General features: G+C 66.8%; 11 protein-coding genes. 7 read left to right on the top strand and 4 right to left on the bottom strand.

Going from position 1 to position 18,197, the window contains the following annotated elements; translation table 11 throughout:
- The first annotated feature begins 632 nt into the window (after window positions 1-632).
- On the top strand, window positions 633-2,243 hold the full coding sequence (locus AC5P5M_RS03600) for a SulP family inorganic anion transporter (RefSeq protein ID WP_111187260.1): 1,611 nt from the start codon (window positions 633-635) through the stop codon (window positions 2,241-2,243).
- Between the two features lie 26 nt (window positions 2,244-2,269).
- Here AC5P5M_RS03600 and AC5P5M_RS03595 read toward each other — a convergent pair whose 3' ends face one another.
- Entirely contained in the window at window positions 2,270-2,980 is a 711-nt protein-coding gene (locus tag AC5P5M_RS03595) for a glutathione S-transferase (RefSeq protein WP_495205566.1), read from the bottom strand.
- A 171-nt stretch (window positions 2,981-3,151) separates the two neighbouring features.
- On the opposite strand from AC5P5M_RS03595, the gene AC5P5M_RS03590 reads away from it, so the two are divergent.
- The 3 genes from AC5P5M_RS03590 (at window position 3,152) to AC5P5M_RS03580 (ending at window position 8,189) form a co-directional block, all read left to right on the top strand.
- Window positions 3,152-3,973 (top strand): DUF3014 domain-containing protein, encoded by an 822-nt coding sequence (locus AC5P5M_RS03590; RefSeq protein WP_495205565.1) that lies wholly within the window; start codon window positions 3,152-3,154, stop codon window positions 3,971-3,973.
- Window positions 3,974-4,165: 192 nt separating this feature from the next.
- Window positions 4,166-6,751 carry an ATP-dependent chaperone ClpB gene (gene clpB / locus AC5P5M_RS03585; RefSeq protein ID WP_065174752.1) on the top strand — a complete coding sequence of 862 codons (2,586 nt, stop codon included), beginning with the start codon at window positions 4,166-4,168 and terminating at the stop codon, window positions 6,749-6,751.
- A gap of 151 nt (window positions 6,752-6,902) precedes the next feature.
- Window positions 6,903-8,189 (top strand): O-acetylhomoserine aminocarboxypropyltransferase/cysteine synthase family protein, encoded by a 1,287-nt coding sequence (locus AC5P5M_RS03580; RefSeq protein ID WP_495205564.1) that lies wholly within the window; start codon window positions 6,903-6,905, stop codon window positions 8,187-8,189.
- A gap of 181 nt (window positions 8,190-8,370) precedes the next feature.
- On the opposite strand, the gene ybaL is transcribed toward AC5P5M_RS03580, so the two are convergent.
- Complete coding sequence (gene ybaL / locus AC5P5M_RS03575; protein ID WP_053519386.1) at window positions 8,371-10,068, bottom strand: YbaL family putative K(+) efflux transporter; 1,698 nt, start codon at window positions 10,066-10,068, stop codon at window positions 8,371-8,373.
- Between the two features lie 179 nt (window positions 10,069-10,247).
- The gene (locus AC5P5M_RS03570; RefSeq protein WP_164153043.1) at window positions 10,248-12,635 is read right to left on the bottom strand and encodes a TonB-dependent receptor plug domain-containing protein; all 2,388 of its coding nucleotides are present in this window, start codon (window positions 12,633-12,635) and stop codon (window positions 10,248-10,250) included.
- A gap of 335 nt (window positions 12,636-12,970) precedes the next feature.
- Here AC5P5M_RS03570 and AC5P5M_RS03565 point away from each other — a divergent pair, with 335 nt between their 5' ends.
- Complete coding sequence (locus AC5P5M_RS03565) at window positions 12,971-14,836, top strand: ABC-F family ATP-binding cassette domain-containing protein (RefSeq protein WP_053519381.1); 1,866 nt, start codon at window positions 12,971-12,973, stop codon at window positions 14,834-14,836.
- 82 nt (window positions 14,837-14,918) lie between these two features.
- Here the strand turns inward: AC5P5M_RS03565 and ampR are convergent, their stop codons facing one another.
- A complete protein-coding gene (gene ampR / locus AC5P5M_RS03560) occupies window positions 14,919-15,782 on the bottom strand; it encodes a LysR family transcriptional regulator AmpR (protein WP_053519379.1) in 864 nt (287 codons plus the stop codon).
- A gap of 176 nt (window positions 15,783-15,958) precedes the next feature.
- Here ampR and blaL2 point away from each other — a divergent pair, with 176 nt between their 5' ends.
- Window positions 15,959-16,870 (top strand): L2 family extended-spectrum class A beta-lactamase, encoded by a 912-nt coding sequence (gene blaL2 / locus AC5P5M_RS03555; protein ID WP_193396486.1) that lies wholly within the window; start codon window positions 15,959-15,961, stop codon window positions 16,868-16,870.
- An 84-nt stretch (window positions 16,871-16,954) separates the two neighbouring features.
- Entirely contained in the window at window positions 16,955-18,169 is a 1,215-nt protein-coding gene (locus AC5P5M_RS03550) for a cation:proton antiporter (protein ID WP_495205563.1), read from the top strand.
- Window positions 18,170-18,197 lie beyond the last annotated feature (28 nt).

Below are 18,197 nucleotides of genomic sequence, written 5' to 3'. Positions count from 1 at the left end.
GAGCCAGAGCAGAAGCGGGTTATCTGGGGGATGGCGGGGTGGGTCAGGTTGCGGGGGACGCCGTAAACCCGTCCTTGGGGGCTTGGCCGCGGCATCCATGCCGCGGACACCCCCGCAACCGGACCCACCCCGCCTTCGACAGATTCCTGTGATCTGTCGGAATGGCATGGCTGTTGCCTGATGGGTGTCGACCTTGGTCGACACGGTAGATCCACGCCATGCGTGGATGAACGAAGGAGTGATCGGGATGATCTTCTGTAGCCGAGCCATGCTCGGCTCAGAGGCTTCGCGTATGGCAGCCGAGCATGCGCTCGGCGCTACAACGAGAGCCTGCCTTTGCTTTTGATCTTTTGATTCTCTTCCGTGGCTGGCACACGCGGGAAACTGTCAGGGGCCGGGCGGGTGGGCGTCGCGGGGGTGTCCGCGGCATGGATGCCGCGGCCAAGCCCCCAGGGATGGGTTCACGGCGTCCCCCGCGACGCCCACCCGCACGGGCCAGCCCGGGAATCTGCGATTTGCGTCCAGCCACGAGGGGCCCTGCCGTTGGCTGGAACCCATCATTCCACCGTGGAATTGGCGCGCCGGCCCCGCTGGGCCTACCATCGGCGCTCCCCACCCCCATCGCCCCTTCCATGTCCGCTCCCGCTTCCGCCGCACCGCGTCGCTGGTTCGTCGCCGGTGACTTCAATGGCTTCTTCGGCCTGGTCGTCGACAACCTCTCCATCCTCGGCTTCATCGCCATGGCGTTGGTCGGCATCTTCCAGTTTCCCGCCGACGTGGTGTTCGGCCGAATGTTTCCCGGTACCGCCTTTGGCGTGCTGATCGGCAATCTGCTGTACACGCTGATGGCGCGCCGGTTGGCGGCACGCACAGGGCGTGATGACGTCACCGCGATGCCGCTGGGGCTGGATGCACCCACCAGCATCGGCATGGCGTTGCTGGTGCTCGGTCCGGCGTTCGTCGCGTTCAAGCAGCAGGGCATGGACCCGCATGCCGCCGGCATTGCGACCTGGCAGCTGGGCATGGCGGCGCTGGTCATCATGGGCGCGCTCAAGCTGGTGCTCTCCTTCTTCGGCGAAGCCGTCACCCGCGCGCTGCCGCGTGCAGCGTTGCTCGGCTCCATCGCCGGCATCGCGCTGGTACTGATGGGCCTGCTGCCGTTGCTGGAAACCCTGCGTTCGCCACTGGTCGGCTTCACCACGTTGGGCCTGCTGCTGTATGTGCTGATCGCCAAGGGCCGGTTGCCGGTGCGTGGCCCGGGTGTGCTGCTGGCGTTCGTGTTCGGCACCGTCCTGTACTACGGCCTCGGTCTGGCGGGACTGGGGGCCCCCGGCTTCCACGTGCCGGCGTGGACGCCGCCGCAGGTGGTGCTGCCGCTGCCGACGCTGGGCTTCCTGGACGGCCTGCCCACGGCAATGACCTACCTGCCGCTGCTGTTGCCGTTCGGCCTGCTGATGGTGGTCGGTGGCATCAACGTGTCCGAGAGCGCGCGCGCGGCCGGGGATGATTACCGCACCCGCGATATCCTGCTGGTGGAAGCGGTGGCCACGCTGGTGGCCGGTGTCTGCGGCGGTGTCGCGCAGACCACCCCCTACATCGGCCAGCCTGCATACAAGCACATGGGCGCACGCAGCGGGTACACGCTGCTGACGGGCCTGTTCGTCGGCATCGGCGGCATGCTGGGCATCATTTCCGGGCTGGTGCAGTGGCTGCCGCTGGCGGTGCTGGCGCCGATCATCGTGTACGTCGCCATCGACATCACCACCCAGGCCTTCCAGGCCACACCGCGACAGCACGCCGGAGCGATGGTGTTCGGCTTCCTGCCTTCGGTGGCCTACCTGCTGGCGATCAAAGCGCCGGGCTGGATCGCACCGGACCAGCTGCCGCAGCTGCTGACCAAGCTCGATGGACACGGCCTGCCGGAACTGGCCGTGATCTTCACTCTGGGCAACGGCTTCATCATCACCTCGATGCTGTGGATTTCCGCCGTGGCCGCGATGGTTGACGGCCGTCTGCGCCGCGCCTGCGGCTTCCTGCTGGTGGCGGCTGTGCTGACCCTGTTCGGCCTGATCCACTCGGTGGATCCGCGCGGCGGCATCTATCTGCCGTGGGACCTTGAAGGCCTGGCGCGTACCATCAGCTGGCAGTTTGCAGGGGCTTACGTGGCGCTGGCACTGCTGCTGGGGCTGTTGTCGCTGCAGAAGCAGGCGGTGAAGCCGCTGGGTGATCGCGCCGATCATTGACCGGTGACGCCGGGCATGGCCCGACGCTACCGCTCTCCGTCCAGCTCGGGGTAGTGGCGGAAGATGCCGTTGGTGTTGAACGCCAATCGCCGCTCCGACGCGAGATAGGCAGCGATGTTCGGTCGCTTCGCCACCCGCTCCTGCAGTGCCCGCAGCAGGGGCAGGCGCGGCGTGAGTGCCTGCATCCGGCGCGGGAACATGTAGTCCAGCCCGCTCATCAGCTGGAACAGCGACAGATCCACGTAGGAGTGCTCGCGCAGTGCATGGCGGCCACCGTTGGCCGCCAGCACCTGCTCGAAGTAGCCGAGGAACTTCGGCAGCCGCTCGCTGCGCAATGACGCCGCACGTGCGTTGGCTTCGGTCTTCTGTTCCACGTAGTACTTCGACGCGGCAATCGGATGGTGGGTGTCGTGTACTTCAGCCACCAGGTCGGCAATGGTCAGCTGCAACTGCAGCGCCTGCATGCGCCGCGCCGCGGCCTGCGGCACCAGATCCAGGGTGGGGCCGAGAAAATCCAGGATCGCTGCGACCTGCGCGATGACCTGTCGCCCCGCCTTGAGGAACGGGGGGGCGAACGGTTGCGCGCCCTCACTGTGGCCATCGAGAAAGGGCTGCATCACGGCGTCGCCATGTATCCGCGCCATGTCGATGTAGTCGGCGCCAGCGTCTTCCAAGGCCAATCGTACGAATTCGCCACGTCCCTGGATGCCGGTCCAGTAGTACAACGCGTAGTGCATGGCACGGTCTCCCCACGACAAGGTGCACAGCCTCGCGCAGCGCGCGCAAAGCAGGCGTGAGCGTGCCCTGCGTGCGGCGCCAACCCCAACGGCAGCGGAACACGCGGGGAACCCTCGGGAATCGAGAGGGTCACACCTTGTCCATGCAGATGGAAAACGAGGGACTGCATCATGCAGAGTGGAAAGGCGGTATGGCCCTGGGTGCTGGGTGTGGTGGTGATCGGTGGCGCGGGCGGTTGGCTGTTCCGCGATCAGCTCAAGAGCCTGGCGGACGGTGTCCCGGTGCCGGTGCAGTCGCCCCCCGCCAGTGCTGGCGCACCGCCACAACCGAAGGCGGCCGCAGAAACCGCACCGGCGCCGCCCGCCATCCGGCATCCGCTGGACACCGAAGCCGCGGCCGATCCCGCGCTGCCGAAACTGGCCGACAGCGATATCGCGGCCTGGAGCGCATTGAGCCAGCTGTTCCAGGGCGAGGGGCCGCTCACCCTGCTGCTGCGCGATCACCTGATCCAGCGCCTGGTGACCCAGGTCGACAATCTGGACAAGCCCAGTGTTCCGCCGACCGCATTGGCCGCGCGGCCTCTGCCGGGGAGCCTGCAGGTCGAGCCGGGCGAGGGCGGGGAACGCATCGCCGCCAGCAACGCCGCGCGCTATGCGCCCTATGTGCAGGCATTCACCGCGCTGGACCCGGCGGCAACGGCTACGGCGTACAAGCGCTTCTACCCGTTGATCCAGCAGGCCTATGTCGATCTTGGGCGGCCAGAGGGCTACTTCAATGATCGCCTGGTGGCGGTGATCGACCATCTGCTGGAGACCCCGGAGCCGCAGCAGGCGCCCCTCGTTCAACGCGATGAACGGGGCCGCTACCGCTTCGTGGATCCGGATCTGCAGGCGCGCTCGATTGGCCAGAAGGCCCTGCTGCGCATGGATGTGGCGCAATCGCGGGCGGTCAAGCAGCAGCTCCGGGCGATCCGCAGCGCGATCGCGCGCTGAGCGATCGCGGGCGCGGCCCGCCATGCGTAACTGATCCGGATCAACGCGCCGACCACACCCGCTCCGGCATGCTGGCCCCAGGCTGACTGGCCCCGGGGTGCAGTCGCAGCCGCCCTTGAAACCGGGTGGTGCAACCGCATCTTTCCAGCATCGCCGGCACGGGCCGGCACTGACGACCGATGAGGATTCGCAATGCGGATGGACAAGCTCACTTCGCGTTTCCAGCAGGCGCTGGCGGACGCGCAGTCGTTGGCCGTGGGCCGCGACAACAGCATCATCGAACCGGTCCACGTGTTCAGCGCACTGCTGGACCAGCAGGGCGGCAGCACGCGCCCGCTGCTGGCGCAGGCCGGTGTCAATGTACCGGTGCTGCGCGAGCGCCTGGACGAGGCGCTGGACGCGCTGCCGAAGGTGTCCGGGCAGGCCGGCAACCTGTCGATCGGCAATGATCTCAACCGCCTGCTCAACCACACCGACAAGCTGGCCCAGCAGCACGGCGATGCCTTCATCGCCAGTGAGTGGTTCGTGCTGGCGGCGCTGGAGGATGGCGGCACGCTTGGCATGGCGCTGCGCGCCGCCGGTGCCGACAAGGCGCGCCTGCAGTCGGCGATCGACAAGCTGCGCGGCGGCGAGAACGTGCAGTCGGAGAACGCCGAAGAGCAGCGCCAGGCGCTGGAGAAGTACACCATCGACCTGACCGCGCGCGCCGAGAGCGGCAAGCTGGACCCGGTGATCGGCCGTGACGAGGAAATCCGCCGCACCATCCAGGTACTGCAGCGCCGGACCAAGAACAACCCCGTGCTGATCGGGGAACCCGGCGTGGGCAAGACCGCGATCGTGGAAGGGCTGGCCCAGCGCATCATCAACGACGAAGTGCCTGAGGGCCTGCGCGGCAAGCGCGTGCTGTCACTGGACATGGGCGCGTTGATCGCCGGCGCCAAGTTCCGCGGTGAATTCGAGGAGCGACTGAAGGGCGTATTGAACGACCTGGCCAAGAACGAAGGGCAGATCATCCTGTTCATCGATGAGCTGCACACCATGGTCGGGGCCGGCAAGGCCGACGGTGCGATGGACGCCGGCAACATGCTGAAGCCGGCGCTGGCGCGCGGCGAGCTGCACTGCATCGGTGCCACCACGCTGGACGAGTACCGCAAGTACATCGAGAAGGATGCCGCACTGGAACGCCGCTTCCAGAAGGTATTCGTGGGCGAGCCTTCGGTGGAGGACACCATTGCCATCCTGCGTGGGCTGAAGGAGAAGTACGCCCTGCACCACGGCGTTGAGATCACCGACCCGGCGATCGTTGCTGCGGCCACGCTGTCCAACCGCTACATCACCGACCGCCAGCTGCCGGACAAGGCCATCGATCTGATGGACGAGGCCGCCTCGCGCCTGCGCATGGAGATCGACTCCAAGCCCGAGGAACTGGATCGGCTGGAGCGGCGCGTGATCCAGCTGAAGATCCAGCGCGAAATGCTGAAGAAGGAGAAGGACGATGCCTCGCGGCAGCGCCTTGCCGATCTGGAGAATGACATCGAGGTGCTGGAGCGCGAATTCTCCGACCTCAATGAAATCTGGAAGTCGGAGAAGGCCGCGCTGCAGGGCGCAACGAAGATCAAGGAGCAGGTGGAGCAGGCCAAGCTGGAGCTGGAAGCCGCGCAGCGCCGGCAGGATTTCGCCAGGATGAGCGAGATCCAGTATGGGCTGCTGCCCCAACTGGAAAAGCAGCTGGCGGCTGCCCAGGAAGCCGAGCACAAGGACTTCAAGCTGGTGCAGGACCGGGTGACCGATGAGGAGATCGCCGAGGTCGTGTCGCGCTGGACCGGCATCCCGGTGAACAAGATGCTCGAAGGAGAGCGCGACAAGCTGTTGCGGATGGAAGAGGTGCTGCACAACCGCGTGGTCGGCCAGGAAGAGGCGATCAAGGTGGTGTCTGACGCGGTGCGTCGCTCACGCGCGGGCCTGTCCGACCCGAACCGGCCTGCCGGCTCGTTCCTGTTCCTGGGCCCGACCGGCGTCGGCAAGACCGAACTGTGCAAGTCCCTGGCCGAATTCCTGTTCGACAGCGCCGACGCGATGATCCGCATCGACATGAGCGAGTTCATGGAGAAGCACAGCGTCGCCCGCCTGATCGGTGCACCTCCGGGCTACGTCGGCTATGAGGAAGGGGGCTACCTGACCGAAGCCGTGCGTCGCCGTCCGTACTCGCTGATCCTGCTCGACGAGGTCGAGAAGGCGCATCCGGACGTGTTCAACATCCTGCTGCAGGTGCTGGACGATGGCCGCCTGACCGATGGCCAGGGCCGCACGGTGGACTTCCGCAATACCGTCATCGTGATGACCTCGAACCTGGGCTCGCACCAGATCCAGGACATGAGCGGTGACGACAGCCCGGAGGCCTACATGCAGATGAAGGCCGCGGTGATGGGGGTGGTGCAGGCGCACTTCCGTCCGGAGTTCATCAACCGCCTCGACGATATCGTGGTGTTTCACCCGCTGGACAAGCAGCAGATCAAGCAGATCGCGCGCATCCAGATGCGCGGGCTGGAGAAGCGGCTGGCCGAGCGCGGCCTGAAGCTGGTGGTGTCCGACGCCGCGTTCGACCTGCTGGGCAATGTGGGCTTCGATCCGGTATACGGCGCACGCCCGCTGAAGCGCGCGATCCAGTCGCAGCTGGAGAATCCGCTGGCACAGAAGATCCTGTCGGGCGCCTTCGCCAACGGTGACACCATCGAGGTCGGCAACGACGGCGGTCACCTGGTGTTCGCCAAGGCCTGATGTCGGCCAGGTTCCCGCCCATGGGGGCGGGAACCTGCGGGCTGCCGGGCAGGTCCTGATAACCACAGGTTACGGGCTCATCGCCAGCGGCTCTCAGCGTGCGCGGTGGGGTCGCCTATCGTGCAGGTTTCCCCGGATGGAACCTGACGCGATGAGTGATCCGCAGTGGCAACTGGAAACCCTGGCCGTGCACGGCGGCTACCGGCCCGACCCGACCACGCGCGCAGTGGCGGTGCCCATCTACCAGACCGTGGCCTACGCCTTCGATGACACCCAGCACGGCGCCGATCTGTTCGATCTGAAGGTGCAGGGCAACATCTATACCCGCATCATGAATCCCACCACCGACGTGCTGGAGCAACGTCTGGCCGCGCTGGAAGGCGGGATCGGTGCGCTGGCGCTGGCATCCGGGCAGGCTGCGATCACCTATGCGATCCAGACCATCGCCGAAGCAGGCGACAACATCGTCGCCGCCAGTGCGCTGTATGGCGGCAGCCTCAATCTGCTGGCGCATACGCTGCCGCAGTACGGCATCCATGCGCGGTTCGCCGATCCGGCCGATCCGTCAGCCTTTGCTCCCCTCATCGACAGCCGTACCAAGGCGGTGTTCGTGGAGTCGATCGGCAATCCACGCGGGAATGTCACCGACATCGCCGCGATTGCCGAAGTCGCCCATGCCGCCGGCGTGCCCTTGATTGTCGACAACACGGTTGCCACGCCTTTCCTGCTGCGCCCATTCGAGCATGGCGCGGATATCGTGGTGCACTCGCTGACCAAGTACCTCGGCGGCCATGGCAACAGTCTGGGGGGAGCGATCATCGATTCGGGCCGCTTCGACTGGACGGCGCAGCCACAGCGTTTCGCCCGTCTCAACCAGCCGGACCCGAGCTATCACGGTGTGGTCTACACCGACGCCCTCGGCCCGGCCGCCTACATCGGCCGTGCGCGGGTGGTGCCGCTGCGCAATACCGGCGCGGCGCTGTCGCCGTTCAATGCGTTCCTCATCCTGCAGGGCATCGAGACCCTGGCCCTGCGCATGGAACGGATCAACGCCAACGCGCTGGCCGTGGCGCAGTATCTGAAGCAGCATCCGAAGGTGGCGTGGGTGCGCTATGCCGGCCTGCCGGATGACCCTGAGCATGCGGGCGCACAGCGTTACCTGCGTGGGCAGGGCTCAGGCGTGCTGACCTTTGGCCTTCCTGGCGGACGTGAGGCCGGTGCCCGCTTCCTGGACGCACTGAAGCTGTTCACGCGGCTGGTCAACCTGGGTGACGCCAAGTCGCTGGCCACCCATCCGGCATCCACCACCCACCGCCAGCTGGATGCCGATGAACTGGCCCGCGCCGGGGTCAGCGAAGACACGGTGCGGCTGTCGATCGGCATCGAGCACATCGGCGACCTGCAGGCCGACCTGCAGCAGGCGCTGGCCGGCGCCTGATAGCCAGGCGCTTGGTCGTCATCGCCAGTGGCGATCACCACCGCCGCCGCGATGCGCTACGGTGGAGCTGCCTCTCCAAGGCGTGGCACTGGTGTTACCTATCCCCGGTCGATGCGGGTCGACCGGGGATTTTTCATGGCAGCCGCCGGGCATGGCCCGGCGCTACGCCATCCGCCCTGCCTCACACCACCGGAATGCTGTGCTGGCCGAGATTCCGGTAGGGCGGGGTGGACATGATCATCTCCGCCAGCGAATAGGCCAGCTCGCGCTCGGCCATCACCGTGCCATCGGCGCCATGTTCCAGCAGGTGCTTCACTTCAGCATCGCTGTGTGCCCGTGCCAGCAGGGTCAGCTCGGGATTGATCGCGCGCAGTTTGGCCAGCGCTTCGCCGGCTTCCAATGGCTGCGGAATGGCCAGGACGGCGATCTTGGCGCGCTCCGGGTGGGCCTCGGCCAGCACCCGGTCGGCCGCGGCGCTGCCACGGATCGCCGCGAGGCCACTGGCATGTGCACGCTCGACATGGTCCTTGTTGTCATCGATCACCAGCACCGGTACGCCGCGGTCGCGCAGCACCTGCGCCAGCTCGCTGCCGACGCGGCCGTAGCCGATCACGATGGCGTGGTCATGCAGGTCGCGCGAGGGCCCGGTGGCTTCTTCCGGCTCCGGCGCCTGCGGCAGCTGCTCCTGCTTCGCCTGCCAGCGGTCGAGCAGGCCGAACACCAGCGGGTTGAGCATGATCGACACCAGTGCACCGGCCAGCACCAGCGACTGTCCTTCCTTCGGCAGGATCTGCAGCGAGACACCGAGGCCGGCGATGATGAAGGCGAACTCACCGATCTGCGCCAGGCTGGCCGAGATGGTCAGCGCAGTGCTGCTCGGGTGGCCGAACGCACGCACGATAAAGAAGGCGGCGGCGGACTTGCCGAACATGATGATCAGCACCGTGGCCAGTACCTGCCACGGATGCTGCACGACGATGTTGGGGTCGAACAGCATGCCCACCGAAACGAAGAACAGCACCGCGAACGCATCGCGCAGCGGCAGCGAATCATGCGCCGCCTTGTGGCTCAGTTCCGATTCGTTGAGCAGCATCCCGGCGAAGAACGCGCCCAGCGCGAAGGACACGCCGAACAGCATGGCCGAACCGAAGGCCACGCCCAGTGCGATCGCCAGCACTGACAGGGTGAACAGCTCGCGCGAGCCGGTGCCGGCGATGCGTTCGAGGATCCAGGGGATGACCCGCCGACCGACCACCAGCATCACGGCCACGAACAGGCCAAGCTGCACGAACGTCCAGCCCAGATCGGCCAGCACGCTGCCGACGGTGTGGGTTTCCTTGGCCGCATCGGGGCCGAACACGCCGGCGAGCACCGGCATCATCACCAGTGCCAGTACGCAGGCCAGATCCTCCACGATCAGCCAGCCCACTGCGATCTTGCCGCGCATGGTCTCCAGCAGGCGGCGCTCTTCCATCGCCCGCAGCAGGACCACGGTACTGGCGGTGGCCAGCGAGAAGCCGAAGATCACCCCATGCAGCGTCGGCCAGCCCATCAACCACGCCACGCCCCAGCCGAGCAGGGTGGCCACTGCGATCTGGCCGATGGCACCCGGGATGGCGATGGCCTTGACCGCCATCAGGTCCTTCAGCGAGAAGTGCAGGCCGACGCCGAACATCAGCAGCATCACGCCCAGTTCGGCCAGCTGGTTGGCCAGCGCCTGGTCGGCGACGAACCCCGGGGTGAATGGCCCCACGCAGATGCCAGCAACCAGATACCCGACCAGGGGAGACAAACGCAGCTTGTTGGCCAGCGCGCCGAAGATGAAGGCGAGCCCCAGGCCAACGGCGACGATGTTGATCAGGTCGGTGTCATGGTGCATCGGCACTCGCAGGGTTCGGGGAGGGGGATGTCCCGATTTTCACCCAAGCGGCCAGATGCAGCAAACCCGGCAGGTGGAACGGATGGTTTGAGCAGTACAGGGCCGATCCCTTCTGCCGGAACAGAAGGGATGCACGTTCCACCGCGCCGCCGGGCGTGGCCCGGCGTTACCGGTGCCGCTTACCAGTTGTACCTGATACGCCCGTACACATACGCGCCGTTGAAGCCGAACGGCGAGTAGTTGCTGTACGGCAGCATGCCGAAGGTCGAGTTCTGCAGGTCCGCCGTCCGGTCCGGATACTTGTCCAGCAGATTGTCCGCGCCGACGGTCAGGGTCCAGTTGCTGCTCGGCTTGTAGCTGGCCGAGGCATCCACTACCCAGGCATCACCGTAGGTCTGGTCACGCAGCGCGGTGGCCGAATTGCGCACGGTGAACTTGCCGTAGCGTGTGGCCGCCAGGCCCAGCTCCCAATGATCCGAGCGCCAGGTGCCGCTGAGGATCGCCTTGTCGCGCGGATAGCTGTCCTCGATGCGGCCGATCTCATCGCGGCCGATCAGCGACTGCGAGATACCCAGCGTCGGGAACACCGACGGAGACCCGTTCACCCGCTTCACTTCGGTTTCGTTGTAGCTGTAGGCCGCCGTCAGCTCCAGGCTGCTGGCACTGAAGGGCACGGTATAGCTGGAGACGAAGTCCACGCCCCGCGTGCGCGTGTCCAGTGCGTTGGTGAAGTACGAGAAGGCCGTCACCTGCGGCAGGCCCAGCCCGCCCAGCAGCGCGGCGGCAGCCGGCGTGGTGGTGATGTTGGAGGACAGCGCGATGCGATCGTCAATGTCGATCTGGTATGCATCGACGGTCACGTACAGGCGGTCCACCGGCTGCAGCACCAGGCCCAGGCTGTAGCTGGTGGAGGTCTCGGCCTTCAGTGGCGAGGCGCCCAGCGCTTGTGCGGCCGGGCTGGTGGTGGGGAAAGTGCCGCGTTCGAAGAAGTCACCGTTGATGATGGTGCTGGTCACCGCCTGGTAGCCCTGCTGGCCCAGCGATGGCGCGCGGAAGCCACTGGACGCGGTGGCCCGCAGCGCGACCTTGTCGGTGAACGCGTAGCGTGCCGAAAGCTTGCCGGAGAAGCGGTCACCGAAGTCCGAATAGTCTTCGTAGCGCCCGGTGAGGCCGGCGGAGAACTTCTCGGTCAGGTCCGCCTCCAGGCCGGCGTAGACCGCATAGTTGTGGCGGTCGGTATGCACTTCATTGGTCGGGGTGAAGCCGGCGAAGCCCTGTGCGCCGCTGCCGGTGTACGAATTCAGCTCGCCCGGGTTCTGGTCCCACTTCTCCTTGCGGTACTCACCACCGAAGGACAGCGTCACCGGATAGGCCAGGCCCCAGTCCAGCGACTTGGTCAGGTCGGCATTGAAGATGTCCTGCTGGTACTTCAACGTGCCGTCGTAGAACGAGCTCGGGCTGGCCGTGCCCAGGCTGTAGTTGATGGTGTTGCGGGTGTGGAAATCCAGGGTGTTCTCGCCGTGGTTCAGGCTCAGGTCCCAGGTCCAGCCGCTGTCGGTGCTGCCCTTGACGCCGGCCACCAGCGAGCGGTCCTTGGAGTACTGGTTGATCTGCGGCACGAAGCCGTCGGGATAGATCTGGGCCAGCAGGGCGCCCTGCCCACTGTGGTTGCGCGAGCGGTAGAACGCGAACGAGGTGATGTCGCGGTTGCTGAGCAACGCGCTGGCGTAGCCGGTAACGCGGTCGCTGAAGTCGAAGCTGGCGTTGGCCGAGGCGGCGGTCGCATCCACGCGCGGATCGCCGACCACGAAGGTCGTCTCGCCGATGCCAGGGAAATTGCCGGTGTTCGGTGTGCTGCCCTGGTAAGGACCGGCGCGGTTGCTTTCATCCTGCTGGCTGATCTGCCCGGCCACGTGCAGGCGGCCACGGCCGCTGCCGAACTCCACGCCGGTATCGCCGGAGAGCTGGTACTTGTTGCCATCGCCGGCCGAATACTGGCCGTAGTCGACGGCCAGGCTGCCGCCGCTGCCGCTGCCCTTGAGCACGATGTTGATGACGCCGGCGATGGCGTCCGAGCCGTACTGCGCCGAAGCGCCATCGCGCAGCACTTCAACGCGCTCGATGGCGGCGATCGGAATCGCATTGATGTCCACCGCCGACGAGCCGCGGCCGATGCTGCCGTTGACGTTGATCATGGCGGAGGTGTGGCGGCGCTTGCCGTTGACCAGCACCAGCACCTGGTCCGGTGACAGGCCACGCAGCTGCGCCGGTCGCACGCCGCTGGTGCCGTCGGTCAGGGCCGGGCGCGGGAAGTTCAGCGAGGGCAGGGCACGCGACAGCGCGGTGGCCAGTTCGCTGGTGCCGGTGGACTGCAGAACCTCGGGGGTGATGATGTCGATCGGGGACTGCGATTCGGCGACCGTGCGGTCGGCCACGCGGGTACCGGTGACGATCACGGTGTCCAGTGTGTTGGCGGCAGTACCGCTCTGCTGGGCGGCGGCGAGGAACGGAGAGCCACCGAGTGCGACAGCGACGGCGGCGGCGATCAGGCTGGTCTTGCGGGTCATCGGGACGGAACTCCGGTTGGCGGGGACGGCACCGGTATCGACATCACGAGGTGAAGCGGACGACGGTTGTTGCGGTGCGCAAAATAGGAATTAACGGGATATTCAGTGCCTGTCAAATGCCGGCCATCGGAAAAAACGTTGCAGCAGCAACCATTTAGCCGCGATGGGCATCATCATGAGAGGGGCCCGGGACACGTGCGGTGAGGACGTGGGAGAGAGGAAACGCCAGCCGCTGCGCATCCCGGGGCGCGTCAAGTATTCGTTAACGCTAGAATTGCGTCGCAGGAACAGTGCTCACCAGCACATTCCATCCGGTTATATGGACCCCTCCCCCGATGATTTCGCTTCGTAATTTCGCCTTGCGCCGCGGCGAGCGGCTGCTGTTGTCCAACGTCGACCTGACCCTGCATGCCGGTTACCGGGTGGGCGTGGTCGGCCGCAACGGTGCCGGCAAGTCCAGCCTGTTCGCGGCGGTGAAGGGCGAACTGGAGGCCGACAAGGGCGACGTCGACCTGCCCGGCAAGGTCCGCATTGCCAGCGTGGCCCAGGAAACCCCGTCGCTGCCGGATCCGGCGTTGAGCTTCGTGCTCGGTGGCGATACGGAAGTGGCCGCCGTGCTGGCCGAAGAGGCCGATGCGACCGCCCGTGAAGACTGGGAGGCGGTGGCCAATGCCCATACCCGGATGGCCGAGATGGGCGCCTATGACGCCGAAGCACGTGCCGGCAAGCTGCTGCACGGCCTCGGATTCCCGGCCGAGACCCACCACCGCGCGGTGTCCTCGTTCTCCGGTGGCTGGCGCGTGCGCCTGAACCTGGCCCGCGCGCTGATGATGCCCAGCGACCTGCTGCTGCTCGACGAACCGACCAACCACCTCGATCTGGATGCGGTGTACTGGCTGGAACAGTGGCTGCTGAAGTACCCCGGCACGCTGCTGCTGATCTCGCATGACCGCGAGTTCCTCGACAACGTCGCCACCCACACCCTGCACCTGCATGGGGGCGGCGCCAAGCTGTACCCGGGCGGCTACACCGATTTCGAGCGCCAACGTGCCGAGCAGCTGCGCCAGCAGCAGATCGCGCACGAGAAGGAACAGGCCGAGCGGGCCCATCTGCAGAGCTTCATCGACCGCTTCAAGGCGCAGGCCAGCAAGGCCGCGCAGGCGCAGAGCCGCATGAAGCGTCTGGCCAAGCTGGCCGGTACCGAGGCCGTGCGTGCCGAGCGCGAGTTCCGTATCGAGTTCGCACCGCCCGCCAAACTGCCGTTCTCGCTGATCCGCCTGAATCATGTCGAGGCGGGCTATGGCCAGGACGCCGTGATCCTGCACAACGTCGGCTTTGGTCTGGAAGCGGGACAACGCATCGGCCTGCTCGGCCCCAACGGCGCCGGCAAGACCACCCTGGTGAAGACCCTGGTGGGCGAGCTGGCACCGATTGCCGGAGAGCGCATGGCCCATCCGGACCTGAAGATCGGCTACTTCGCACAGCACACGGTCGAGTCGCTGCACGAAGGCCAGTCGCCGATGGAGCATTTCCGCGAGATCGCGCCGGATGCGCCGAACCAGTCGTTCCGCGATTTTCTCGGCAAGTGGAATTTCCCGGGTGATCGTGCATTCGAGCCGGTCGATGGCTTCTCCGGTGGTGAGCGTGCGCGCCTGGCGCTGGCGCTGATCGCCTGGCAGCAGCCGAACGTGCTGCTGCTGGACGAACCGACCAACCACCTGGACCTGGAAATGCGCGAGGCGCTGGCCGAAGCGCTGGCAACCTTCGAAGGCGCGATCGTGATGGTCTCCCATGATCGCCACCTGATCGGCCTGGTCTGCGATACGTACTGGCGCGTGGCCGATGGCGTGGTCGAGCCGTTCGACGGAGATCTCGACGCCTACGCTGCGTGGCTGCGCACCCGTCCGCAGGCGCAGGGCACCAAGGCGCGCATGGAGCAGGTGGAAGAGCCGGTGGTGGTCAAGACCGCACCGGTGGCGCAGGTCGTGCAGAAGAAGCCGGTGAATCCGCACAAGCTGGCCGCGGCGGAAGCCAAGGTGGCCGAGCTGGAAGCCGGCCTGGCCGAACTGGACCGTCAACTGGCGGACCCGGCCAACTATGCCGACAGCACCCGCATGGCCGTGCTGGGCCGTGATCGCGAAACGGCCGCTGCGCAGCTGGAAAAGGCTGAAGCTGCCTGGATGGAGCTGCTGGAGTCCTGATGGAGGGCGCCGGGCCATGCCCGGTGGTGTTCCCGATGCACTGCGCTCGCCGGGCATGGCCCGGCGCTATCGGTCGCATGCATCAGCCCTGCGCCTGCAACCACTCGCGGAAGCGCCGCGCAGGCTCACGCTCGGCGCGTGAGCGCAGCCTCGTCAGCCAGTAGCGGCCCAGTTCCAGCGTCGTGGCGAACGGCTGCAGCAGCCGTCCTTCCGCCAGTTCCTGTTCGAACATGCGCAGCGGCAGCAGGGCCACGCCGGCCCCTCCGGCAGCGGCCATGGCCAAGGTCAGCGACGAATCGAATACCGGCCCGCGCGCCTCCACGCCGCTGACCCCGGCCGCCTGCAGCCAGCGCGGCCATTCGTCATTGCGATAGGAGCGCAGCAGCGGCAGCGTGCCCAGATCACGCGGCTGTTTCAGCCGGCGTGCCAGGGCGGGGGCGCACAGCGGTGCGAACGGCGCATCCAGGATCGCCGTGCAGGCCTGCCCCTGCCAGTCGCCCTCACCGAAGCGGATGGCCAGGTCCAGGCCTTCGCCGGCAAGATCGATGCGGTTGTTGTGCGTCTGCACGCGAAGCTCGATATCCGGATGCGTGGCCTCGAACGCGGCCAGGCGTGGCAGCAGCCAGCCGGTGGCGAAGGTACCCACCACGCCCAGCGTCAGCACTTCGCGGGCCGCTCCCCCCGTGTAGCGCGCGATGCTGGCCGAGATGCGCTCGAACGCTTCGTTGAGCACCGGGAACAGCGCGGCGCCTTCATCGGTGAGGGCGACGCCGCGAGGCAGGCGATGGAACAGGCGGATCCCCAGCCGGTCCTCCAGCCCCCGGATCTGATGGCTCAACGCGGCTTGGCTGACGCACAGCTCAAGCGCGGCGCGGGTGAAGTTCTGGTGGCGGGCCGCTGCTTCGAAGGCGCGCAGGGCGTTGAGCGGCAGAGTCGGATGCAGCATCGGAAAGCCGTGAGCTGAAATGATGACTGATCGTAGCGGGATCCGGATGGTTCGTGGAATCTCCGTTGAATGCCCTTCTTAGGCATGAATGAAATTGATGGCACGTGCTGAAAAAACGCGCTGGTCAGGCGCGGCGGGGGCTTTCAATAATCGGGTTCACTTTCCGGAGGTCCTGCATGTTGCCCCGTCGACGATTCCTTCAGTTCAGTACTTCAGCAGTGGTGTCTTCACTGGCTCTGCCGCTGATCGCCCGTGCTGCCGGCAGGGGCGTTGGCACGTCGGCGGCGGCCGGCGCGATCGCCGCCGCCACGGACTTTGCCGCCCTGGAAAAGGCCTGCGCGGGCCGGCTTGGCGTGACCGTGCTGGATACCGCCAGCGGTCGCCGCATCGGCCATCGCCAGGATGAGCGGTTCCCGCTGTGCAGCACGTTCAAGACGGTGCTGGCGGCCACGGTGCTGGACCAGTCACGGCGCGTGCCCGGGTTGCTGGACAGGCGCGTGCCGGTGCGCGAGGCCGACCTGCTCTCGCATGCGCCGGTGGCGCGCCGCCACGCCGGCAAGGATCTGACCGTACGCGACCTGTGCCGGGCAACGATCATCACCAGCGACAACACGGCGGCCAATCTGTTGTTCGACGTGGTGGGCGGGCCGCCCGCCGTGACGGCCTTCCTGCGCGCTCAGGGCGACAGCGTGACCCGCAGCGATCGTCTCGAGCCGGAACTGAACAGCTTCGCCGAGGGTGATCCACGTGACACCACCACGCCGGCGGCGATGGCCGCGACCCTGCAGCGGCTGGTGCTGGGCGATGCGCTGGCGCCGGGCGCGCGCCAGCAACTGGCCGACTGGCTGATCGACAACGAAACCGGCGATGCGTGCCTGCGCGCAGGGCTGGGCGCGCGCTGGCGGGTGGGCGACAAGACCGGCAGCAATGGCGAGGATGCACGCAATGACACCGCCGTGTTGTGGCCCATGGGGGGAGGGGCACCCTGGGTGATTACGGCCTACCTGCAGGCTGCGGACATCAGCAACGATCAACGCGCCAGCGTCCTGGCGCAGGTTGGACGCATCGCGGACAGGCTGATCGGCTGACGCCCGCCAGTCTCCGGGCCGGGCTTGCTCCGAGGGTCGTGCGCGCGCATCCTGCGCGCGTTCGAAACCACACGGAAGTCCCCCATGAGTCATGAGTTGATCTACCTGCTGCTGATCTTCGCGCTGCTGGTGATCCCGCGCGCGCTGCAGCGCTTCAGCCTGCCCGCACCGCTCACCTGCCTGCTGTTCGGGATCATCGGCATGCTCTGGCTCGGGGACCAGGCGCACGACGCGGTGATCGGGCTGCTGGCCACGCTCGGCATCTCGTCCCTGTTCCTGTTCGCAGGTCTGGAGGTCGATCTGCAGGCGTTGCGCCGTGGCATGTGGCCCCTGCTGGCGCATCTTGTGGTGCGCAGCGCCACCCTGTTCGGCGTCGGCTGGCTGGCTTGGCGCTATGCCGGCCTGCCGTGGCAGGCCGCGGGCCTGCTGGCCCTGGCACTGCTGACGCCCTCCACGGGTTTCATCATGGATTCGCTGTCGCGGCTGGGTCTGAGCGAGGACGAGCGGTTCTGGGTGACCAGCAAGGCCATCGCCGGTGAGCTGCTGGCGCTGGCGGCACTGTTCATCGTGCTGCAGGCCAGCGATCCCGGTCACATGGCCCTGTCCAGCCTGGCCCTGCTGGCGATGATGGTCGGCCTGCCGCTGCTGTTCATCGCGCTGGGTCGCTGGGTGGCGCCGCACGCGCCCGGTTCGGAGTTCTCGCTGCTGGTCATGGTCGGCATGGTCGCTGCCTACATCACCTACCTGCTGGGGGTGTATTACCTGGTGGGCGCCTTCATCGCAGGCCTGGTCGCGCGGCTGCTGCACCAGCGCATGCCGCTGCTGGCCTCGCACGAGAACCTGCATGCACTGCGGCTGTTCGCATCGTTCTTCGTGCCGTTCTACTTCTTCAATGCCGGCACCAAGGTTCCCGCCGAGGCATTGAGCTTCGAAGCGCTGGGGCTGGGCATCGTGATCACCCTGGTGGTGCTGCCGCTGCGTATCGGCGTGGTCTGGCTGCAGCGCCGGCTGATGTTCGGTGAGAGTTTCCGCAGCAGTCTGCGCGTGTCGCTGGCGCTGGCGCCGACGCTGATCTTCACCCTGGTCCTGGCCGCGATCATGCGTGAGCGGTTCCAGATTCCGGCGGTGCTGTTCGGCGCATTGCTGCTGTACGCGGCGCTGACCACCCTGCTGCCCTCGCTGGTGTTCCGCACGCCCTTCGATGTCGACCCGGTCGAGCAGGAGCCGGACGGGGCGGGCGAGGTCGCACCCGTGGCGGCAACCGAGACCCTGGCGGAGGGCGTGGATACGGGGCGTTGAACGGGTGAGTGGTTTGCGCAGGCCGGCC

The organism is Stenotrophomonas sp. YJH_SMC_106-19 (assembly GCF_059368375.1).
Note: the sequence above shows the minus strand (reverse complement) of the source record. Positions and strands in the feature narration are given on the sequence as shown.

Coding starts and splice junctions, on each gene's coding strand:
- AC5P5M_RS03600 (WP_111187260.1), top strand. CDS start 633: ATGTCCGCTCCCGCTTCCGCCGCACCGCGTCGCTGGTTCGTCGCCGGT.
- AC5P5M_RS03595 (WP_495205566.1), bottom strand. CDS start 2,980: ATGCACTACGCGTTGTACTACTGGACCGGCATCCAGGGACGTGGCGAA.
- AC5P5M_RS03590 (WP_495205565.1), top strand. CDS start 3,152: ATGCAGAGTGGAAAGGCGGTATGGCCCTGGGTGCTGGGTGTGGTGGTG.
- clpB (WP_065174752.1), top strand. CDS start 4,166: ATGCGGATGGACAAGCTCACTTCGCGTTTCCAGCAGGCGCTGGCGGAC.
- AC5P5M_RS03580 (WP_495205564.1), top strand. CDS start 6,903: ATGAGTGATCCGCAGTGGCAACTGGAAACCCTGGCCGTGCACGGCGGC.
- ybaL (WP_053519386.1), bottom strand. CDS start 10,068: ATGCACCATGACACCGACCTGATCAACATCGTCGCCGTTGGCCTGGGG.
- AC5P5M_RS03570 (WP_164153043.1), bottom strand. CDS start 12,635: ATGACCCGCAAGACCAGCCTGATCGCCGCCGCCGTCGCTGTCGCACTC.
- AC5P5M_RS03565 (WP_053519381.1), top strand. CDS start 12,971: ATGATTTCGCTTCGTAATTTCGCCTTGCGCCGCGGCGAGCGGCTGCTG.
- ampR (WP_053519379.1), bottom strand. CDS start 15,782: ATGCTGCATCCGACTCTGCCGCTCAACGCCCTGCGCGCCTTCGAAGCA.
- blaL2 (WP_193396486.1), top strand. CDS start 15,959: ATGTTGCCCCGTCGACGATTCCTTCAGTTCAGTACTTCAGCAGTGGTG.
- AC5P5M_RS03550 (WP_495205563.1), top strand. CDS start 16,955: ATGAGTCATGAGTTGATCTACCTGCTGCTGATCTTCGCGCTGCTGGTG.